The sequence below is a fragment of the Belnapia sp. genome (assembly GCF_059504005.1).
On record NZ_JCACHU010000132.1, the window covers coordinates 56,719 to 77,183 of the forward strand.

Sequence of the window (20,465 nt, forward strand, 5' to 3'; positions counted from 1 at the left end):
GGGCCCCGCCGTCAGTTCGGCGGGCGTTCCGCACCATCGCCCAGCGGCAGCGTCATCAGGACGCTGTCGACCCAGCGGCCGTGCTTCCAGCCGACGGCCGGCAGCAGGCCGGCATGGCTGAAGCCGCAGGCGGCATGCAGGCCGATCGAGCCGGCATTGGCCGAATCGCCGATCACCGCCACCATCAGCCGGAAGCCGAGCGCCGTGCAGCGCTCCACCAGCGCCGGCAGCAACAGCCGGCCGACGCCGCGCCGCGCCGCCTCCGGCGCCACATAGATCGAGTTCTCCACCGTGAACCGATAGGCCGGCCGCGTCCGGTACGGCCCGGCATAGGCATAGCCGAGCACCGTCCCCGCCCCATCGGCCGCGACCAGATGGGGGTAGCCGCCGGCCAGCACCGCCTCCCGCCGCCGCGCCATCTCCGCCTCGCCCGGCGGCTCCGTCTCGAAGCTGGCCAGGCCGTGGCGGACCCAATGGCCGTAGATGCGGGTGATGGCGGCGATGTCGGCGTCGGTGCTGTCGCGGAGGTATAGGTCTGGCATGGCAACGAATCTTGCCGCCTCGCTGCCCTTCTGTCCACCGGATGACCCCTTCACCCGTCCTGCCTGCCGGACCACTCTGGCCCGGCGCCGCCGGAGTGACGTGTTGCCCTACCCCGCCCATGCCGTGTTCCTGGTCGGCCTCGCCGTCGGCGCCGTCGGGCTGGCGACCACCATCCCTCTGCCGCTCTATGGCGAGATGGCGGCCCGCGGTGGCTACGGCGCCGGCGCCCTGGCCCTCGCCTTCGCCTGCTATGCGGCGACGGTGATCGTGACGGCGCCGCTGCTCGGCCCGCTGCCGGACCGCATCGGCCGCAAGCCCTGCGTGCTGCTCGGGGTGGCGCTCGCCGCCCTGTCCAGCCTGGCGCTGTGCCTTTGGCCGAGCATCCCGGCGCTGGCCCTGGCGCGCATCGCCCAGGGCCTCGGCATGGGCTGCGTCGCCGGCGCGGCGGCCGCCTGGGGCGCCGAACTCGGCGGCGGCGGGCCGGAGGGCGGGCGCCGCGCCGCCGGGGTGATCGCGCTGGCGACCATCGGCAGCTTCGGCGCCGGCGGCATCCTGACGCTGGCCGCCATCCTGGCCTGGCCCGGGCTGCGGCCGCCGCCGACCTTCGCCCTGCACCTCGTCATCTGCGTCGTCCTGCTCGCCCTCGTCGCCCGCCTGCCGGAGACGCTGGCGGCGCCGCAGCAGGGCTGGCTCCGCCGCCCCGGCTTCCCGCGCGGCACGCTGGCGACGACCTGCGCCATCCTGCCCGGCTGGGGCGTGACGGGGACGGTGCTGACGGCGGTGCAATCCACCCTCGCCGCCGGCGGGCAGCCGCTCGCCGGCCCCTTCGCCGCCTGCGCCATGATGCTGATCGGCGTCATCGCCCAGCGCGGCTTCCGCCGCGTCGCGCCGCGGCCGGCGGTGCGGATCGGCCTCGCCATCCTGCTGCTCGGCGCCGGCCTGACCTTCCTCGGCACGACCGGCTCCGGGACGGCGCCGCTGCTGCTGGGCGGCGCCGTGGTCGGCATCGGGACCTACGGCTTCGTCTATCCCGGCGGCCTCGCCGCGGTGGCCGAGGCGGCCTCGGGCGAGGAGCGGGCGCGGGCCGTCGCCGGCTATTTCGTCGTCGCCCATCTCGGCTTCGGTGCGGTGCCGCTGCTGGTCGGCCTCGCCGTCGACGGCTTCGGCGCCGGGCCGGCCATGGCGGGGAGCTGGCTGGCGCTGCTCCTCGCCGCCTGCGTGCTGTGGGGCGCTACCGCTCGCAGCGGATGAAGAGCGTGCTGCGGTTGGCGATCTCGCCGACATCCGCCGTGCCGCGCTCCGGCCCGTTGCTTTCGGCGACGCGCGGGTTGAGGCCGGCGCGGCGGAGGAAGACCTGCGCCGCCTCCCCCTTCACCGCGAAATTGATGTTCTGCGCGATGTCGCCGGTGACCCGGGCGATGCGCTGCGCATTCAGCTTGGAGACGACGACCCCAACGATGTTGCCATGCATGTCGAGCAGCGGCCCGCCGGAGTTGCCCGGCTGCACCTCGGCGCTGACTTGGTACTGGTTGCGGTTGTCGGCGAGGCCGGCAAGCCCGTTCACCTCCCCCCGCGTCAGCTTGGCATCGGAGGAGAGCAGCCCCGCCAGCGGGAAGCCATAGGCGACCACGCCATCGCCGCGCCGCACCGCCGGCCCGCTGCGGAAGGGCAGCGCCGGCCCCGGCAGCCCCGGCACGGCGAGCAGGGCGAGGTCGAGGTCGTTGTCCACCCGCGCCGGCGGCACGGCGCCGAGCCAGCGCCCATCCGGCGCGCGCATGACGATGCGGTCGCAGCCATTCACCACGTGATGGTTGGTCAGCACCCGGTCCGGCGCGACGAGGAAGCCGGTGCCGGTCGAGACGTTGCGCGCATTCTGGTTCGGCCGCTGCTGCGGGACATTGGGGGGCGGCGGCACCACCGCGGCGGTCACCGGCGCCGGCTTGCCGGAGGGCAGCGGCCGGCTCGCGGCCTCCAGCGCCAGCTCCCGGTTGGCGCAGATGTCCTGGTCCTGCAGCATCGCCTCCCGCCCGTCCTCGAGCACCAGGCGCAGGTCGAAGCGGCAGCCGGCGGCCTCGGCCGGGTTGACGCGGAAGCCGCCGCCCGGCGGAAGCGGCCGGTCGGGCGAGAGCAGGTTGCGCCCCCAGTCGCTCGCCGCGCCGCGCGGGGTGCGGACGGCGTTCAGCTCCTTCGCCGGCATGCCGGTGCGGTTCACGACGTGGAAGGGTTGGCCCTGGGCAAGGGCGATGCCCGGCAGGAGCAGGAGGAGGAGCAGCGCGAGGCGGAACAGGTGCGGCATGACCGGGGATGTCGGACGCGGCCGGGCCATAGTCAATCGCCCGGCGCATGGCGCCGCAGCGCCTCGGCCAGCCTGCCGACCATCGCCGCCGCGGCCGCCGCCCCGCGCGCGCCCATCGGCTGCGGCACCGCCTGCCAGCGCCCGGGGAAGGCGGCATCGAGCTCCGCCTTGAGCACCCGCGCCACGGCGAGGCCGATCACCACCACCCCCGCCGGGTCGAGGGCCGGCAGCACCACGTGGTGATGCAGGCGCCAGCTCTCGCGCAGCGCCGCGCCATAGGCGGCGGGCGAGACCCGCGCGCCGCCCGGCCCGGCGACCGCGACCAGCGAGGCATCGGTCAGCCAGACGCCCCGCCGCCGCAGCCGCTCGAGCAGGGCGAGCTTGGCGGCGAGCCGCGCCTCCGCCGCCGGATAGGCCGCGCGGGTCGGCGCGGTGCTGCCCTCGGCGCCTGCAAGCAGGCCCCAGTATTGCGGCGTCCCCGCATTGCGCGGCACGTCGGGCGCCAGCGAGGGCTCGCCATAGGCCGGGCAGTAGAGATGCCGGACGAAGCCAGCCCGCATCGGCCAGCCCGGCGCCGGCAGCAGCGGCGCCGCCAACTCCGCCGCCGTGCCCGCCATGTGGCTCTCGGCCAGCAGCAGCAGGCGGAGGCGCTCCGGCCGCCAGGCCTGGCGCCAGGCCTCGACGGCGACGGCAACTTCCGGCGGCTCCAGCCCTTGACCCTCCCATTGTGGGAACCCCCATATCCCCGCCATGCCCGAAGCGCCCCTTTCCACCGACTCCGACGCCCGTCCCGACAGGACCCCGGCCATGGGCCGGCAGGAGCTTCGTTTTCCTGGCCAGGAAGACGCCGCAGGGGCGGAAAAGACCCGCGGGCCTGCACCGCAGACCCTCAGCCTGCCCATCGGCGGCATGAGCTGCGCCACCTGTGCCAAGCGCGTCGAGCGGGCGCTCGGCCGCGTAGCTGGCATCGCCTCCGCCCGGGTCAACCTGGCGACGGAGCGCGCCGCCATCGAGGGCACGGCGCCGCTGGCGACGCTGATCGAGGCCGTTGGCAAGGCCGGCTATGCGGTGCCGGAGGGGCGCTTCGAGCTCGGCATCGCCGGCATGACCTGCGCAACCTGCGCCGGGCGGGTGGAACGCGCGCTCCGCCGCCTCCCCGGCGTGCTGGAGGCGCAGGTGAACCTAGCCTCGGAGCGCGCCTCGGTCCGCGCCGTCGCCGGCACCGAGGAGGCGGCGCTGGCCGAGGCCATCCGCCGCGCCGGCTATTCGCTGCGCGACAGCGCCCCCGAGGCCCGCGCCGCCGAGGGCGGGCGGGAGCGGCGGGACCTGCTGCTGGCCGCGCTGCTGAGCCTGCCCTTCCTCCTCGGCATGATCGGCATGGGTTTCGGCCAGGACTGGATGCCGGGCGGCTGGGTGCAGCTGGCGCTGGCCGCGCCGGTGCAATTCTGGCTCGGTGCCCGCTTCTACCGGGCGGGATGGGCGGCGCTCCGGGCCGGGACGGGCAATATGGACCTGCTGGTGGCGCTCGGCACCAGCGCGGCCTTCGGCCTGTCGCTCTGGGGGCTGCTGCGCGGCTGGCACCACCTCTATTTCGAGGCGAGCGCGGTCGTCATCCTCTTCATCCTTCTCGGCAAGTACCTGGAGGCCCGCGCCCGCCGCGCGACCGGGGCCGCGATCGAGGCGCTGCTCGCGCTCCGCCCCCGCACCGCCCGCCGCCTCGCCGATGGCGTCGAGGAGGAGGTGCCGGCGGCGTCGCTCGCGGTCGGCGACCGCGTCGTGGTCCGCCCCGGCGAGCGCATCCCGGCCGATGGGCGAGTCGAGGAGGGCGAGGCGGGCATCGACGAAAGCGCCCTCACCGGCGAGAGCCGCGCAGTCGCCCGCGGCCCCGGCGATGCGGTCGCCACCGGCACCATCGCCCTTGACGGCAGGCTGGTGGTGGAGGTCCGCGCGGTCGGCGCCGAGACCGTGCTGGCCCGCACCGCCGCCCTGGTCGCCGCCGCCCAGGCAAGCCGCGCCCCGGTGCAGCGGCTGGTGGACCGGGTGAGCGCCGTCTTCGTCCCGGTCGTCGCCGGCATCGCCGCGCTGACCCTGATCGGCTGGCTGCTCGCCGGCGCCGGGGCGGAGGCCGCGGTGCTGCATGCCGTCGCTGTGCTGGTCATCGCCTGCCCCTGCGCCCTCGGCCTCGCAACGCCCGCCGCCATCATGGCGGGGACGGGGGCGGCGGCGCGGGCCGGCATCCTCATCCGCGATGCGGAGGCAATCGAGCGCGCGGGCGCCATCACCCTCGTCGCCTTCGACAAGACCGGCACGCTGACCGAGGGCCGCCCGCGCCTCGCCGCCATCGCCACCGCGCCCGGCGTGACGGAGGCGGAGGCGCTGCGCCTGGCCGGCGCCCTGCAGGCCGGCAGCGAGCACCCGCTCGCCCGCGCCGTGCTGGACCGCGCCAGGCCGGACCTGCCCCCGGTCACCGGCTTCCGCGCCCTGCCTGGCCGCGGCGTCGCCGGCACGGTGGAGGGCCGCGCCCTGCTGTTCGGCAGCCCGCGCCTGCTGGGCGAGAGCGGCGCCGATCCGGCCGGCCTTGCCGCGCCCGCGACGATGACGCCCGCCTGGCTGATCGAGGAGGGGCGCGTCCTCGCCCTGCTCGCCTTCGAGGACACCGAGCGGCCACACGCCGCCGAGGCCGTCGCCAGCCTCGCGCGGATGGGACAGAAGGCCGCGATGCTGAGCGGCGACAGCCCCGAGGTCGCGGCCGCCGTCGCCGCCCGCCTCGGCATCGCGGACGTCGCCGCCGGCCTGCTCCCCGCCGACAAGGCCGGGCGCGTCGCCGCCTGGCGTGCGGCGGGCGAGCGGGTCGCCATGGTCGGCGACGGGGTGAACGACGCGCCGGCGCTCGCCGCCGCCGATCTCGGCATCGCCATGGGCTCCGGCACCGACATCGCCGTCCAGGCCGCCGGCATCACCCTGCTGCGGCCGGACCCGGCCCTGGTGCCCGCCGCGCTCGCGGTGACGCGGCGGACGCTCCGGACCATCCGGCAGAATCTCGGCTGGGCCTTCGGCTACAACCTGATCGGCCTGCCGCTGGCGGCCTTCGGCCTGCTCTCGCCCCTGCTGGCCGGGGCGGCGATGGCCCTCTCCTCCGTCTCGGTCCTAGCCAATGCCCTGCGGCTTGCGAGGTGGAAGCCATGATCAGCATCGGCGAGGCCGCCCGCGCCTCCGGCGTCTCGGAGAAGATGATCCGCCATTACGAGGCGATCGGCCTCCTCCGCCCCGCCCGCGAGGCCAATGGCTACCGCCGCTACGGCGAGGCCGATATCGCCGTGCTGCGCTTCATCCGCCATGCCCGCGACCTCGCCTTCCCGCTCGAGGAGGTGCGGCGCCTGCTCGGCCTCTGGCAGGATCGCGGCCGGGCCAGCGGCGAGGTGCGGTCCATCGCCCTCGCCCATGTCGCCGCCCTGGAGGAGAAGGCCGAGAGCCTCCGCCGCATGGCCGAGAGCCTCCGTCACCTGGCCGCCCATTGCCATGGCGATGCGCGGCCCGATTGCCCCATCCTGGATGGGCTGGAAGGAAAAACCCCATGATCACCCTCCATGTCGAAGGCATGAGCTGCGGCCATTGCGTCCGCGCCGTGACCGAGGCCATCCGCACCCTCGACCCCAAGGCCGAGGTCGCCGTCGACCTCGCTGCCGGCACCGTCCGGGCGGAGACCGGGGCGGCGCCGGCCGCCATCGCCGCCGCGGTGGAGGACGAGGGCTACAAGGTCACAGGCACCGCTTGACCTGGGCGCTTGACCTCTGGGGCCGGGCAGGGGATCAACCGCGTCATGCAGCGCGTCTTCTCCGGCATTCAGCCCTCCGGCATCCCGACCCTCGGCAACTACCTGGGCGCCATCCGCAACTGGGTGCCGCTGCAGGACACGCACGACGCGATCTATTGCGTCGTCGATCTGCATGCCATCACCCAGCCCTTCGACCCGAAGACGCTGACGGTGCAGACGCGGGAGATGGCGGCGGCGCTGATCGCCTGCGGGCTCGACCCGAAGCGCTGCACCCTCTTCGTCCAGAGCCATGTGCATGCGCATGCGCGGCTCGCCTGGGTGTTCAACTGCGTCGCCCGGCTCGGCTGGCTGAACCGGATGACGCAGTTCAAGGACAAGGCCGGCAAGGACCGCGAGGCGGCCTCCTCCGGCCTCTATGTCTATCCGAACCTGATGGCCGCCGACATCCTGGCCTACAAGGCGACCCTCGTGCCGGTCGGCGACGACCAGAAGCAGCATCTCGAGCTCGCCAACGACATCGCCGAGAAGTTCAACCACGACTTCGGCGCCGAGGACTTCTTCCCGCGCATCGAGCCGCTGATCCAGGGCGTCGCCGCCCGCGTCATGTCGCTCCGCGACGGCACGAAGAAGATGTCCAAGTCGGACCCCTCCGACCAGTCGCGCATCAACCTCACCGACGATGCGGATGCCATCGCCCTCAAGATCCGTCGCGCCCGCACCGACCCGGAGCCGCTGCCCGAGGCGGTGGCCGGGCTCGAGGGCCGGGCCGAGGCGCGCAACCTGGTCGGCATCCTCGCCGCCGTCACCGGCACCACGCCCGACGGCGTGCTGCGCGAGCATGGGGGCAAGGGCTTCGGCGCCTTCAAGGAGGTGCTGGCCGAGGCGTTGGTCGCCCATCTCGCCCCGATCCAGGCCGAGATGCGCCGCCTGTTGGACGACCCGGCGGCGGTGGACGCGGCGCTGCGGCTCGGCGCCGAGAGGGCGGCCGCCATCGCCGACCCGATCGTCACCGAGGCGGAGCGGATCGTCGGCTTCCTCCCGCGCTGACACCAGCTCCCCTTCGGTGCCAACCTATCGGCAGCGGAGGGTCGCCCCGAAGCAGCCGATCACGGCCTCGGCGGAGCCGCTCCATGCGATGGGTCCCATCAGTGGGACTTGGTGTCATCCGCCGCCATGACTGCTTCCGCGATTTTGCCCATCGTGGTCCAGTCCACCGCATCGCCATACCTGTCCTCGATGTCGCAGAACAGGCGGTCCAGGTAGTTCATGTACAGCCGGTTCACCCCGTCGGAATGAACATGGCCCGGGACGAACTGCGTGATGTGAGCCTTGATGGCAAGGATGCCGTGAGCATCCAGGATCTCGAAGGCACGTTCCGGTGCAGTGGTCGCCTGGAAGTTGCTGCTGAAATGCAGCAAGCCTTCGACCATCCGTTCGGGGTAGATCAGGCTCGCCCCGGCCACGCCAAATCCCTCCGCCAATGTCGCCTCCGGACCGACCGGAGATCGGAGGTCCCGGCCGGATGCGACCCACTGGATGCCGACATCCACGCAGGCGCGGCGTAGGGCTGGAGGCAGGTTCCACCCTGGCGGCTGGAAGCCGCGCGACCAAACCAGCCCGCTCTCCTCGAAAATAGTGACGGCTTCCCGCATCATGGCCGTACAGGTGGCAACATCCTGCTCCTGGAACTCGACCGCAATGCGTTTTCCGCGATGGATGTGGTGCAGGCCATGCACCGCCACCTCGGTGCGCGGCATGGCGTTCAGGAAGGCCACAAGCTCTGGGTGGCGCCGGAGGTCCATGCTGCCCTTCGGCAGAATAGGCGCCAGATAGATGCGGTCGCACAGCCACGGCACATGGCGGAGCGGGCTGCGAGGGACTGGCGTCGTCTCGCGCCAGTCTGGCGTGGTGAACAGGGTGATGTGCAGCTTGGGATGCCGCTGCAATAACCACAGTAGCCGGCCAAGGCCGCCTTTTTCAAGTGCGCCACCGGCTTCGAACGGCTTTTTGGAGATGCCTGGGAAGATATCATCGACCGTGAGCACCACGGCGCCACGATGCCTGGAGCTGTAACTGCGGATCGGTCCCGGCGATGGTTTGGCTTGGGTCATGCGGTTTTGTTTCACAAACAGACTAATGCGACATTAATCGTCAGCCACCCTTCCTGCCAAGCTCCGTCGGTCCCAGCCTATCGACGGGCGGAGGGCTGCCCCAAGGCAGCCAGCCGCGGCCACGGCGGCGCCATTTCGCTCCAGGGGGTCGGCCAGTGGGGACCTGCATGACGTGCTGGCTCCAAAGGCCTTTCGGCCTTTGGCGGGAGGAGATTGCGGATGGCAGGACCCTGCCCAACGGATCGGCTCGATGTGACCCTGCCCCCGAGCCCAACCCATGCTAGACGCCCGCGCATGACCAAGCCCGCCCGCCGCACCCTGCTCGTCGCCCTCGCCCTCCTGCCGCTCGCCCGCGCCGAGGCGCAGACCGCGCCGATCGAGCGACTCAACGCCGCCCTGCTCGAGGTGATGAGGAACGCCCAGGCGCTCGGCGTCCGCGGGCGGGAGCAGCGGCTGCGGCCGGTGATGGAGCAGGTCTTCAACCTCCCCGCCATGACGCGCATCGCCGTCGGCCCGCCCTGGACGACCTATGCCCCGGCCGACCAGCAGGCCCTCGTCGCCGCCTTCACTGACTGGTCCGTCGCCACCTATGCCAGCCGCTTCGACGGCTATGGCGGCGAGAGCTTTGAGATCCAGGGCAGCACCCCGCGCCCGAATGGCGACGTGCTGGTCAACACCCGCATCGTCAGGCCGAATGATGCGCCGGTGCAGATCAACTACCTGCTGCGCGAGGGCCGCATCGTCGATGTCTACCTGACCGGCACGATTAGCGAGCTGGCCAGCCGCCGCTCGGAATTCGCCGGGCTCCTGCGCGAGGGCGGGCCGCAGCGGCTGGTGGCGGAGCTCCGCCGCCGCACCGCCGAGGCCCTGCGCGGCTGATCACAGCCCCGGCGCGTAGCCCACCGCCTGGTTGAGCCGCGACCGCGCCCGGCCGAGCTGCACCGTGGCCCGCGCCTCGGCCCCGGCCGCCTCGAGCTGGAGCTGCCGCACCCGGTAGAGGTCGAAGATCCCCGTCTCGCCGGCGCGGAAGGCACGGCGGGCGGTGTCGAGCTGCTGGTTGGCGACGGAGAGCCGCCCGCGCGCGATCCGCACCGCCTCCTCCGCCGCGCGCAGCGCCTGCTCGGCCGCCAGCACCGCGGCGCCCACCAGCCGCCGCTGCTGCGCCAGCACCGCCGTCGCGCGCGTGATATCGGCCTCCGCCGCCGCGCGGCGGGGAGCGTTGCGTGCCTCGGTCGCCAGCGGCACGCGGAGGCGGAGGCCGAGCGAGACGCCCTGCTCCGTCACGTTGCCGTTCTGGCTCTGGCCGAAGACGCCGAGTTCCGGATTGTCGCGCTGCGTCGCCGCCACCAGCCGCGCCTGCGCCTCGGCGCTGGCGAGCGTTGCCTCGGCCGCGGCCAGCAGCGGGTGGCGGGCGGCGCGCGGCGCCGGCGGCTCCGGCGGCAGGTCGGGCTCCGCCCCGCCGGTCAGCGTGGCGTAGGTGGCCCGCGCCGCGACCAGCGCGGCCTCCGCATCGGCCAGCGCCAGCTCCGCCGCCAGCGTCTCGTTCTGGGCGAGCAGGCTGTCGGAGGGCGGGATGTCGCCGAACTCCGCCCGCCTGGCCACGTCGCGGGCGATGTCGCGCGCCGTCGCCAGCCGCTCGCGGGCGAGGCCACGCTCGCGCGCGGCCAGCACCGCGTTCCACCAGTACTCGCGCAGCAGCCCGGCGATCTCGAGCCGGCGCTGGGCGAGCTGGCCATCCACCTCGGCCACGCCCGCCGTCACGACATTGCCGAGGGCGCTGCGCTGGCCCGGCAGCCAGAGCGGGGCGCCAACCTCGAGGTCGAATTGCAGCGCCTCGCGCGGCCCGCGGGTATCCGTGCGCCAGGCGCCGCTGACGGCCGGCGAGCCGGCGATGGGCGAGCGCACCGTGGCGCTCCGCGCCGCGACGGCCCCGCGCTGGGCGGCCAGCCCGCGGCTCGCCGCATCGAGGGAGACCGCCTGGTCGAGATGCCGGGCAAGGGGCGACTCGCCCTGCGCCCGGGCTGGAGGCGGCGCCAGCAGGAGGGCGAGCAGAAGCAGGATCGGGCGCATCGGCGGCATCACTCCGCGGGCACCGTCTTGGCGCCGGGCGCAGGCGCCACCTCGGCCGCGGCCTTCGGCAGGGCGAAGCGCGCATAGAGGATCGGCAGCAGCACCAGCGTCAGCACCGTCGCCGTCACCAGGCCGCCGATGACCACCACGGCGAGCGGCCGCTGGATCTCCGCCCCCGGTCCGGTGGCGAAGAGGAAGGGCACCAGGCCGAAGGCGGCGATGGTCGCCGTCAGAATCACCGGCGTCATCCGCCGCCGCGCCCCCTCCATCACCGCCTCGCGCAGCCCGAGCCCCTCCTCCGCGTAGAGCCGGTTGATGTAGGAGACGAGCACCACGCCGTTCAGCACGGCGATGCCGATCAGCGCGATGAAGCCGACCGAGGCGGGCACCGAGAGGAACTCGCCCGAGAGCCAGAGCGCGACGACGCCGCCGATCGCCGCGAAGGGCACGTTGCAGAAGACCAGCGCCGCCTGCCGCGCCGAGCCGAAGGTGAAGTAGAGCAGCAGGAAGATCATGCCGAGCGCGATGGGCACCACGATCGCCAGCCGCGCCGAGGCGCGCTGCTGGTTCTCGAACTGCCCGCCCCATTCCATGCGGTAGCCCGGCGGCAGCTCCACCCGCTGCGCCACCGCCGCCTGCGCCTCGGCGACGAAGCCGACCAGGTCCCGCCCGCGGACATTGGCGAGTACGGTCGCATAGCGCTGCGTGCCCTCGCGGATGACCTGGATCGGCCCCTCCTCCTCGGTGATGCGGGCCACCTGCGAGAGCGCCACGGTCCGCCCGCCTGGCAGGGCGAGCACCAGCCTCTGCAGGTCGGTCGCCGAGCGGCGGAGGCTCCCCTCGCCGCGCAGCATTAGCGGGATGCGCCGCTCCTGCTCCAGCACCAGCCCCATGTCGCGGCCATCGACCCAGACGCGCAGCGCCTGCTGCACGTCCCGCACGTTGAGGCCGAGGCGGCCGGCGGCGAAGCGGTCGATCTCGACGCGGAGGTACTTCATGCCCTCGTTGCGCAGTGCGAAGACCTCGGACGAGCCCTGCACGCCCTTCACCGCCTCCTCCACCTGGCGGGCGATCTTGTTCAGCTCGCCGATGGAGTAGCCGAAGACCTTCACCACCACGTCGCCGCGAGCGCCGATGATCATCTCCTGCACCCGCATGTCGATCGGCTGGTTGACGGCGTAGGAGATGCCGGGGAAGGCATCGAGCACCTTGCGCACCTCGTCGATGACGAAGTCCCGGTTCTTCCTGTCGCGCCACTTCTCGCGCGGGGCGATGGTGAGGAAGAGGTCGCTGTCGTTCAGCCCGACCGGGTCAATGCCGAGCTCGTCGGCGCCGGCGCGGCCCATGATGCCGCGCACCTCCGGCACGCGCTGCATGATCTCGCGCTGGAGCAGCAGGTCGCTCTCCGCCGCCTGCTCGACATTGATGGTCGGGTGCTTGCGCAGCGTGATGACGGGCGTGCCCTCGTCCATCACCGGCATGAAGGTGGAGCCGATGCGGCCGAACAGGAACACCGCGAGGCCGAGCCCGGCCAGCGCTGCCCCGCCCACCTTCAGCGGGTTGCGCATGCTCCAGGCGAGGAAGGGGTCGTAGACCGCGTGCAGGCGGCGGACCAGCCAGGGCTCCTTCCCATGCCCGCCCGCCTTCAGCAGCGAGGCCGCCATCGCCGGCACCACGGTGAGCGAGAGCAGCAGCGCGGCGCAGAGGGCGAAGATGATGGTCAGCGCCACCGGGCCGAAGAGCCGCCCCTCCAGCCCCTGCAACGAGAGCAGGGGGACGAAGACGGTGACGATGATGACGACGCCCGAGACCAGCGGCACCGCGACCTCGCGCACCGCCTCGAGCGTCGCCTGCGCCCGCGCCTTGAAGCCCGGCTTGCCCTCCATGCCGGCCAGCCGGTGCGCCACGTTCTCCACCACCACCACGGCGCAGTCGACGAGGAGGCCGATGGCGATGGCGAGCCCGCCGAGCGACATGATGTTGGCCGAGAGCCCGTAGAGCGACATCACCCCGAAGGTCGCCAGCACCGAGAGCGGCAAGGCGAGGGAGACGACGAGCGCCGCGCGGAGATTGCCGAGGAAGAGGATCAGCAGCACGGTGACGAGGGCGATCGCCTCCAGCAGCACCTTCTGCACCGTCCAGACCGCCTTCTCGATCAGGTCGTTGCGGTCGTAGAAGACGCTGATCTTCACCCCCTCCGGCAGGGTCTTCTGGATCTCGGCGAGCTTCGCCTGCACGCCGTTGACGACGGTGCGGGCATTCGCCCCGCGCAGGCCGAGCACGATGCCCCAGACCGCCTCGCCCTCGCCGTTGCGGGTGACGACGCCGTTGCGGGCCAGCGCCCCGAAGCGGACATCGGCGATGTCGCCGACGCGCACCACGCCCGTCGGATGGGAAACGACGACGATGGCGCGGATATCATCGAGCGTGCGGATGCGGCCCTCGGCGCGCACCAGCAGCGCTTCCTCGCCGTCCTGCACGCGGCCGGCGCCGTCGTTGCGGTTGTTCTGGCCGAGCGCCTCGGCCAGCATCGCGCTGGTGATGCCGCGCGCGGCCATCGCCGCCGGATCCGGCGCCACCTCATAGGTGCGCACATGGCCGCCGAGGGTGTTGACGTCGGCGACGCCCGGCAGGCCGCGCAGCTGCGGCCGGATCGTCCAGTCGAGCAGCGTGCGCCGCTGCATGGGCGAGAGCGTGCCGCCCTCCAGCGTGAACATCAGCATCTCGCCGAGCGGCGTCACCACCGGGGCGAGGCCGCCCGAGACCCCGTCCGGCAGCTCCTTCTCGAGGTCGTCGAGGCGCTGGTCCACCTGCGTCCGCGCCCAGTAGATGTCGGTGCCCGGCGCGAATTCGAAGGTCATCAGCGCCGTCGCGTAGCGCGTGACGGAGCGGATGTTGACGAGGTTGGGGATGCCCTTCATCGCCAGCTCGACCGGGTTGGTCACCTGGGTCTCGAGCTCCTCCGGCGGCAGGCCGGGCGCCTGCATGGCGATCAGCACCTGGGTCGGCGAGACGTCGGGGAAGGCGTCGATCGGCAGCTTGCGATAGGCATTCACCCCCCAGGCGATCAGCCCGAGCGTGGCGAGCGCGACGATCAACCGCTGGCGAAGCGCCAGCGCCACTAAGCCCATCAGCATGGCCCGGTCAGCCCCCGTAGATCTCGGTGAGTTCGGCGAGCAGCGAGAGGATGCCGCGCGTCGCCACCTGGTCGTCGGTGGTGAGGCTGGCACGGATCGAGACGGTGCTCCCCGTCTCAGCGATCACCACCACCGGCCGGGCGCGGAAGCCATGCGCGCTGCGGACGAAGACCCAGGACTGCCCGGCATGGCGCACCACGGCGCCGGAGGGCAGGCGCCATTGCGGCGTGCCATTGGGCCGAAGGGCGACGCTTGCCGTCACCACCTGGCCGGGCCGGAGCGCCTCCGCCCCGTCCGAGACCTCGACCACGGCGGCGAGGGACTGCGTTGCGGCATCGACCGCGCGGCCGAGCCGCACCACCTCACCCTGTGCCGGCGTGCCCGGCACGCCGACCCGGGTGCCGGGGGTGATGGCATTCGCCTGCGACAGCGGCATCTGCAGGGTGATCCAGAGCGGGTCGAGCTGGGCGATGCTGAAGAGCGGCGCGGCTGCAGCGATGCGCTCGCCGGCCGTTGCCCGCACCTCGAGCACCACGCCCTCCGCCGGCGCGCTGACGGTGAGGGCGGGGATCATGCGGCGGCCGTCGCGGAGCACCTTGACGTCCGCCTCGGCCATGCCGAGCAGGGCGAGCATCTGCTCGCGCTCCTGCAGCGTCGTCCGGGCATAGTCGTAGTCGGCGCGGGTGGTCAGCAGGCGGCGCTCGGCAATGATGCGCTCGCGGTGCATCTGCTCGTCGCGCCGCAGCTTCTCGGCCGCCAGCTTCTCGGCCGAGAGGGCCTGGAGATAGGTGCGCTGCGCCTCCAGCAGGTCGGTGCTGCGCAACCGGGCGATGGGCTGGCCCTGCTTCACCAGCTCGTTCGGGGCGACCAGGATCGCCTCCACCAGGCCGGCGGCCGGGGCGGCGACGACGCGGAGCTGCTGCGGCGGCACGCTGACGGTGCCGGGCAGCACCGTCTGGGTCGTGCCCGCCTCGGGCTCGACGCGCACCACCTCGATGCCGGCGGCGCGGTACTGCCGCTCGTCGATCGGGATCTGCACCTCGTGCGAGGTGGCCTCGGCGCCGCGGGCCGCGGGCGGGACAAGCAGAGGGAGCAGCATGGCACACGCAAGCAAGGGCGCGCCGAAACGAATTCGCACGTAAAGCCTCCGGATGGGTCGGGAGGCGCATGGCTCAGCGCCCTCATATGCGGCAGCCGCGTACGCGGTAGCGCATCGGCTCAACAGGTCCTCATATACGGGAGGACGTGCCACTTTGGCAGTGGTCTACAGCGCCGGCCGACCTGGCGGAAGATGGACAAACCGTAAGTTTTTTCAATCCCTGGCCGCATCGGCCCGGATCACGCCCGCGCGAAGGAGGTAACAGATGATCATCCTCGTCACCGGAGCCACTGCCGGTTTCGGCCTTGCCATCGCCCGCCGCTTCGCGGCCGACGGCGCCCGCATCATCGCCGTGGGGCGCCGGCAGGAACGGCTGGAGGCGCTGGCCGCCGAGCTGCCCGGCCAGGTCCTGCCGCTGGCCCTCGACGTCGCTGACCGCGCGGCGGTGGCGGCGGCGATCGGGGGCCTGCCTGCCGAATGGTCCGCCATCGACCTGCTGGTGAACAATGCCGGCCTCGCCCGCGGCCTCGCCCCGGCACAGGAGGCCTCGCTCGACGACTGGGAGTCGATGGTCGACACCAATGTGAAGGGGCTGATGTACCTCACCCATGCCGTGCTGCCGGGGATGGTGGCGCGCAATGCCGGGCACGTCCTCAACATCGGCTCGACGGCGGCCGAATGGCCCTATCCCGGCGGCAATGTCTATGGCGCGACCAAGGCCTTCGTCCGGCAGTTCAGCTACAACCTCCGCGCCGACCTGCACGGGACCAAGGTGCGGGTGACGGATATCGAGCCGGGCCTCGTCGGCGGGACGGAGTTCTCGACCGTCCGCTTCGGCGGCGATGCGGAGAAGGCGGCCGGCATCTATGCCGGGACCGACCCGCTGACGCCGGAGGACATCGCCGAGACGGTGCACTGGGTGGCCACGCGCCCGGCGCGGGTGAACGTCAACCTGCTGCAGGTGATGCCGGTGGTGCAGAGCTTCGGCCCGCTCCGCGTCCACAAGGAATAGTCAGGAGGGTTGGAGCGGTGCCATCCGCCGCTCCGCCCAGACCCAGGCCAGCAGGCCCGGCAGGAAGACGATGAGGTCCCTGAGGCGGCGGGCGATGGCGAGCGCCGCCGCCGCCTCCGCCGGCAGGCCGAGCAGCAGGCCGAGGCCGAGGAACCCGGCCTCCTGCAAGCCGAGCGCGCCGGGGACGAGGAAGGCCGCCGAGGACAGCGCCTGGATCATCGCCTCGATCGCCACCGCCTCGGCAACGGAGACCGGATGGCCGAGGGCGGCAAGGGCGATCCAGATCTCGAGCGAGCCCGCCAGCCACCCGGCAAGCTGCCAAAGGAAGCACCCCGCAATTGCCCCACGCACCCGCCAGAGCCGCCGCGTCATGCGGTCGATCCGCGCCGAATGCGCCGCGATCCCCGGGAAGCGCCCCGCCGCCACCCCGTTCAGCAGCCGGGCGAGGCGCGACAGCACATCCGCCCGCTGCGCCAGGATGAAGCCGCCCGCCATCGCCACCCCGGCCAGCAGCCCGAGCGCGATGGCGCCCCAGCCGATCCCCGCCCCGGCCCAGGCCAGCAGCGCCAGGCCGAGCAGCGCAAAGCCGAGCTGGCTGAGGATGGAGATGGCCATGTCCACCATCAGGCTCGCCGCCGCCGGCGCCACGGCCACGCCCTCGCCCCGCAGCAGCCGGTAGGAGGCGATCTCGCCCCCGATCCGCGCCACCGGCAGCAGGCCGTTGACCGACTCGCGGATCCACACATTGGCCGTCATCGCCCCGAGGCCCGGCCGCCGCGCCCGCGGCAGCAGCAGCCGCCAGGCATGGCCGTTGAGCGCCATGGACGGGATATGGGCGAGCGCCGCTAGCACCAGCCCGAAGCCCGCCGTCGCCAGCAGCCCGCCGACCTCGCCGAGGTCCTGCTGCCCGATCAGCAGCAGCGCCCCGGCCAGCCCGCCGAGCGCCAGCAGCAGCCCGAGCCGGTTCACGCCAGCATCGCCGAATAGCCGCCGCTCGGCAGGCCGGCGCAGGCGGCGCGTACCCTGGGGTCGACCAGCGCCGCCAGCTCCTCCGCATAGCGATAGCCCGGCGCCGCGCCGGGGAAGCCGCCCGCAGTGGCCGGATGGCAATAGAGCTCCGTCACCCCCGGCGGCAGCCGCCCCAGCGCCTCGGCCAGCCGGTCCGCCGTGAAGGCGCCGGTCCAGGCGAGGCCGACCATGCGGTCCGGCGCCCGCAGCCCATGCCGCGCCGCCAGCCGCCGGAGCCAGAGGATCAGCGGCGCCAGGGCACGGGCCGTCCCCGGCTCATGGGGGATGCGGACCGCGCGGATCCCCATGCGCGCCGCCTCGGCGAAGGCAACGGCCGCTATGACCGGGTGCAGGTGGTAGTGCTTGTGCGCATTGAGATGGTCGCAGGCCAGCCCCGTCGCCCGGAAGGCCGCGCATTGCGCCGCGACCTCCGCCCGGAGCTGCTCCCGCGCCGCGCGGGAGGCCGCCAGCGTCAGCCCAAGCCCCACCATGTCGTCGCGGAACCGGCCATTCGCCTGGACGAGGGCCGGGATGCGCTCCGGCGGCAGGGTCGGCGTGCCATCGGTCAGCGTCAGGTGCAGCCCGACGGCCAGCCGCGGGTTGCGCCGCGCGACCTCCACCCCCTCGGCCGCCGCCGGCTCGCCCACCATGAGGCTGGCCGCCGTCAGCACGCCCTCGCGGTGCGCCTGCTCGACCGCGGCGTTGACCGGCGCGGCGAGGCCGAGATCATCGGCATTGAAGATGAGGCGAGGGGTCATGGCAGGCCCCGGGCACAGGGCCCGGGGCGTTCCGGCTCAGGCGGCCTTCTGCTGCTCCCCGGCCGTCTTCCGCTCGCGGAGGAAGTGGAAAAACTCCACCCCCTCGCGCAGCCGCCGCACCAGCATCTGCCGGTCGCGGATCATCTCGCCGCAGATCGAGGCGATCTTCGGCGCGCGGAAATAGAACTTCCGGTAGAACTCCTCCACGCCGTTGAAGATCTCGGTGTGGCTGAGATGCGGGTAGGCCAGCGGCGCGATCTGCACGCCATGCGCGTCCACGTACTCGGTGTGCGCCGTGTCGAGCCAGCCCTCCTTCTGCGCCTGGTCGAAGAGGAAGGTGCCGGGATAGGGCGCCGCCAACGAGACCTGAAGGGTATGCGGGTTGGTCTCGATGGCGAAGCGGATGGTCTCGCGGATGGTCTCCGTCGTCTCGCCCGGCAGGCCGAGGATGAAGGTGCCGTGGATCATGATGCCGAGCTCGTGACAGTCCTTGGTAAACCGCCGGGCGACGTCGATCCGCATGCCCTTCTTGATGTTGTGCAAGATCTGCTGGTTGCCGCTCTCATAGCCGACCAGCAGCAGGCGCAGCCCGCCATCCTTCAGCACCTTCAGCGTCTCGCGCGGCACATTGGCCTTGGCGTTGCAGGACCAGGTGACGCCGAGCTTGCCCATCTCGCGCGCAATGGCCTCGGCGCGCGGCAGGTCGTCGGTGAAGGTGTCGTCGTCGAAGAAGATTTCTTTGAGCCCCGGGAAATTGTCCCGGATGTAGCGAATCTCCTCGATGACGTTGCCGACGCTCCGCGTGCGGTAGCGGTGCCCGCCGACCGTCTGCGGCCAGAGGCAGAAGGTGCAGCGGCTCTTGCAGCCCCGGCCCGTATAGATCGAGACATAGGGGTGCTTCAGGTAGCCGATGAAGTACTTCTTGTAGTCGAGGTCGCGCTTGTAGACCGGCGAGACGAAGGGCAGGCTGTCCATGTCCTCGAGCACCGGCCGGTCGGCGTTATGGACCAGCACGCCCTCCCGGTTGCGCCAGGACAGCCCCTTGATGGAGCCCCAGTCGCGGCCCTCGGCGACCTCCTTCACGGTGAAGTCGAACTCGTTGCGGGCCACGAAATCGACCACCGGCGCGTCGCGCAGGCTCTCCTCGGCCTGGACGGCGACCTTGGCGCCGATCAGCCCGACCTTGAGGTTCGGGTTCTCCGCCTTCAGCCGCTCCGCCACCTTCACGTCGGAGCTGAAGGAGGGTGTCGAGGTGTGCAGCACGACCAGGTCGTGGTCGCGCGCCATCGGCGCCACATCGGCCAGGCCCTGCCGGTGCGGCGGGGCGTCGACCAGCTTGGAGCCCTCGACCAGCGCGGCCGGCTGGGCCAGCCAGGTCGGGAACCAGAAGCTCTTGATCTCCCGCCGCGCCTGGTAGCGCGAGCCGGCGCCGCCATCGAACCCATCGAAGGAGGGCGCCTGAAGGAACAGGGTGCGCATCATCGCCGGCATCAATCCCCAACCCGCGCCTCGGCCATGCGGCCGTCGCGGTCCATCCGATATCGCTGGCCCTGCCACGTCACCGTGCCACGGGCAAGCCCAAGCCCCCATATACCGAAGGAGATGAGATCGCGCAGCGGCAGAAGTGCCACGCGGCTCATGCGCCAGGGGCGCCCCAGCACCCGGTCTACCGTGAGGGCGAGGCCGAGCCGCGCCGCCAGCGCCACCCCGAGCACCAGAAAGCCCCGCGGCGCCGCCAGCGCCGCCAGCAGCCCGGGCACCAGCGGGTAGGTCAGCCCGATCCCCCAATAGCCCCGCGGGTCGAGCAGCCGCAGCGTCCGCGCCCAGCGCAGCTCATGCGCGAGCAGGGCCCCGAGGCTCGGCTCCGCCTGCACATGCAGCGGCAGCACCGGCGCCACCACCACCCTGAGACCGAGGCCGCGCACGGCCGCGCCGAGCGCATGGTCGTCCGCCAGCAGCCCGGCGAGCGCCTGGAAGCCGCCGATCCGTTCCAAGGTCTCCGCCCGGAGCGCCATGGTGGCGCCGTAGCAGCCATTGGCCCGGCCCATGGCCTCGCCCAGCGCCGCATTGGGCAGGAATTGCCAGTCGATCCCCAAGCCGCCGAGGCGCGACCAGAGGCCCGGCTCCGCCGGCTCGCCCTGATAGAGGCAGGTGACGAGCCCGACCGAGGGGTCGGCCAGCGGCGCCGTCACCGCCGTCAGCCAGCGCGGCGGGACGCGCATATCGGCATCGGCGACGACCAGCACGGGATGGGCCGCGCGCTCGGCGAGGTTGACGAGCTGGGAGACCTTGCGGTTCGGCCCATGGATCCGCGGGTCGACCACCAGCCGGGCCGGGGTCCCGGGCCGGTCCGCCATCGCCGCCTCGGCGACCGGCCCCGCGCCGTCCGCATCCTGCGGCACGGCGAAGAGCACCTCGAAGGGCGCGCCGTGCTGCTGGCCGAGCGTCGAGAGCAGGTTCTCCCGCAGCCCCGGCTCCGCCCCGTGCAGCGGCTTCAGGATGCTGGCGGGCAGCGCCGGCCCGGCCGGCGGCGTGCTGCGGCCGAGGCGATGGACGGCGCGCGCCGCCATCGCCGCCGTCGCCGCGCCGGCCAGCGCCGGGATGGCGAGGACGAGGTCAAGCACGCGCGGGATGATGCAATGCGGGGTGCCTGCCG

The 20,465-nt window shown here is 72.9% G+C and carries 18 protein-coding genes; 7 read left to right on the forward strand and 11 right to left on the reverse strand.

Annotated features, from left to right (window positions below):
• Positions 1–11 precede the first annotated feature (11 nt).
• Entirely contained in the window at positions 12–542 is a 531-nt protein-coding gene (locus AC5JJ1_RS17455) for a GNAT family N-acetyltransferase (RefSeq protein WP_495786379.1), read from the reverse strand.
• Positions 543–645: 103 nt separating this feature from the next.
• Between AC5JJ1_RS17455 and AC5JJ1_RS17460 the strand changes: the two genes are divergently transcribed.
• A complete protein-coding gene (locus tag AC5JJ1_RS17460; protein ID WP_495786380.1) occupies positions 646–1,794 on the forward strand; it encodes an MFS transporter in 1,149 nt (382 codons plus the stop codon).
• Here the strand turns inward: AC5JJ1_RS17460 and AC5JJ1_RS17465 are convergent.
• Positions 1,775–2,839 carry a trypsin-like peptidase domain-containing protein gene (locus AC5JJ1_RS17465; protein WP_495786381.1) on the reverse strand — a complete coding sequence of 355 codons (1,065 nt, stop codon included), beginning with the start codon at positions 2,837–2,839 and terminating at the stop codon, positions 1,775–1,777. The genes AC5JJ1_RS17460 and AC5JJ1_RS17465 overlap by 20 nt on opposite strands.
• A 32-nt stretch (positions 2,840–2,871) precedes the next feature.
• On the reverse strand, positions 2,872–3,591 hold the full coding sequence (locus AC5JJ1_RS17470; protein WP_495786382.1) for a hypothetical protein: 720 nt from the start codon (positions 3,589–3,591) through the stop codon (positions 2,872–2,874).
• On the opposite strand from AC5JJ1_RS17470, the gene AC5JJ1_RS17475 reads away from it, so the two are divergent.
• Genes AC5JJ1_RS17475 through trpS form a run of 4 tightly spaced genes read left to right on the forward strand, consistent with a single transcriptional unit; the run spans position 3,590 to position 7,661 of the window.
• Positions 3,590–6,025, forward strand: a complete 2,436-nt coding sequence (locus AC5JJ1_RS17475; RefSeq protein WP_495786383.1) for a heavy metal translocating P-type ATPase — start codon at positions 3,590–3,592, stop codon at positions 6,023–6,025. The two genes, AC5JJ1_RS17470 and AC5JJ1_RS17475, sit on opposite strands and share 2 nt — an antisense overlap.
• On the forward strand, positions 6,022–6,417 hold the full coding sequence (locus AC5JJ1_RS17480) for a MerR family transcriptional regulator (protein WP_495786384.1): 396 nt from the start codon (positions 6,022–6,024) through the stop codon (positions 6,415–6,417). Before AC5JJ1_RS17475 ends, AC5JJ1_RS17480 begins: the two co-directional genes overlap by 4 nt.
• Positions 6,414–6,614 (forward strand): heavy-metal-associated domain-containing protein, encoded by a 201-nt coding sequence (locus AC5JJ1_RS17485; protein WP_495786385.1) that lies wholly within the window; start codon positions 6,414–6,416, stop codon positions 6,612–6,614. Before AC5JJ1_RS17480 ends, AC5JJ1_RS17485 begins: the two co-directional genes overlap by 4 nt.
• Positions 6,615–6,659: 45 nt before the next feature.
• Entirely contained in the window at positions 6,660–7,661 is a 1,002-nt protein-coding gene (gene trpS / locus AC5JJ1_RS17490) for a tryptophan--tRNA ligase (RefSeq protein ID WP_495786429.1), read from the forward strand.
• A 98-nt stretch (positions 7,662–7,759) separates the two neighbouring features.
• On the opposite strand, the gene AC5JJ1_RS17495 is transcribed toward trpS, so the two are convergent.
• A complete protein-coding gene (locus AC5JJ1_RS17495) occupies positions 7,760–8,662 on the reverse strand; it encodes a DUF2334 domain-containing protein (RefSeq protein ID WP_495786386.1) in 903 nt (300 codons plus the stop codon).
• Positions 8,663–9,019: 357 nt separating this feature from the next.
• On the opposite strand from AC5JJ1_RS17495, the gene AC5JJ1_RS17500 reads away from it, so the two are divergent.
• Positions 9,020–9,604 (forward strand): ABC transporter substrate-binding protein, encoded by a 585-nt coding sequence (locus AC5JJ1_RS17500; RefSeq protein WP_495786387.1) that lies wholly within the window; start codon positions 9,020–9,022, stop codon positions 9,602–9,604.
• Here AC5JJ1_RS17500 and AC5JJ1_RS17505 read toward each other — a convergent pair whose 3' ends face one another.
• From AC5JJ1_RS17505 to AC5JJ1_RS17515, 3 genes are read right to left on the reverse strand one after another with little or no spacing between them, the layout of a single operon-like run.
• On the reverse strand, positions 9,605–10,795 hold the full coding sequence (locus AC5JJ1_RS17505) for a TolC family protein (RefSeq protein WP_495786388.1): 1,191 nt from the start codon (positions 10,793–10,795) through the stop codon (positions 9,605–9,607). It abuts the gene before it with no gap.
• A gap of 8 nt (positions 10,796–10,803) precedes the next feature.
• Positions 10,804–13,932, reverse strand: a complete 3,129-nt coding sequence (locus AC5JJ1_RS17510; RefSeq protein WP_495786389.1) for an efflux RND transporter permease subunit — start codon at positions 13,930–13,932, stop codon at positions 10,804–10,806.
• A gap of 7 nt (positions 13,933–13,939) precedes the next feature.
• The gene (locus tag AC5JJ1_RS17515) at positions 13,940–15,031 is read right to left on the reverse strand and encodes an efflux RND transporter periplasmic adaptor subunit (RefSeq protein WP_495786390.1); all 1,092 of its coding nucleotides are present in this window, start codon (positions 15,029–15,031) and stop codon (positions 13,940–13,942) included.
• 265 nt (positions 15,032–15,296) lie between these two features.
• Between AC5JJ1_RS17515 and AC5JJ1_RS17520 the strand changes: the two genes are divergently transcribed.
• The gene (locus AC5JJ1_RS17520) at positions 15,297–16,043 is read left to right on the forward strand and encodes an SDR family NAD(P)-dependent oxidoreductase (protein WP_495786391.1); all 747 of its coding nucleotides are present in this window, start codon (positions 15,297–15,299) and stop codon (positions 16,041–16,043) included.
• Here AC5JJ1_RS17520 and AC5JJ1_RS17525 read toward each other — a convergent pair whose 3' ends face one another.
• The 4 genes from AC5JJ1_RS17525 to hpnI are packed head-to-tail and all read right to left on the reverse strand — an operon-like array spanning position 16,044 to position 20,433.
• Positions 16,044–17,012, reverse strand: coding sequence for a lysylphosphatidylglycerol synthase domain-containing protein (locus AC5JJ1_RS17525; protein ID WP_495786392.1), 969 nt, complete (start codon positions 17,010–17,012; stop codon positions 16,044–16,046). It abuts the gene before it with no gap.
• Positions 17,009–17,809 carry a hopanoid biosynthesis-associated protein HpnK gene (gene hpnK / locus AC5JJ1_RS17530; protein WP_495786393.1) on the reverse strand — a complete coding sequence of 267 codons (801 nt, stop codon included), beginning with the start codon at positions 17,807–17,809 and terminating at the stop codon, positions 17,009–17,011. The genes AC5JJ1_RS17525 and hpnK overlap by 4 nt, the downstream gene beginning before the upstream one ends.
• Positions 17,810–17,845: 36 nt before the next feature.
• Positions 17,846–19,291: a hopanoid biosynthesis associated radical SAM protein HpnJ gene (gene hpnJ, locus AC5JJ1_RS17535; RefSeq protein WP_495786394.1), complete on the reverse strand. Its 1,446-nt coding sequence runs from the start codon at positions 19,289–19,291 to the stop codon at positions 17,846–17,848.
• An 8-nt stretch (positions 19,292–19,299) separates the two neighbouring features.
• Positions 19,300–20,433, reverse strand: a complete 1,134-nt coding sequence (gene hpnI / locus AC5JJ1_RS17540; RefSeq protein WP_495786395.1) for a bacteriohopanetetrol glucosamine biosynthesis glycosyltransferase HpnI — start codon at positions 20,431–20,433, stop codon at positions 19,300–19,302.
• Positions 20,434–20,465: the final 32 nt, after the last annotated feature.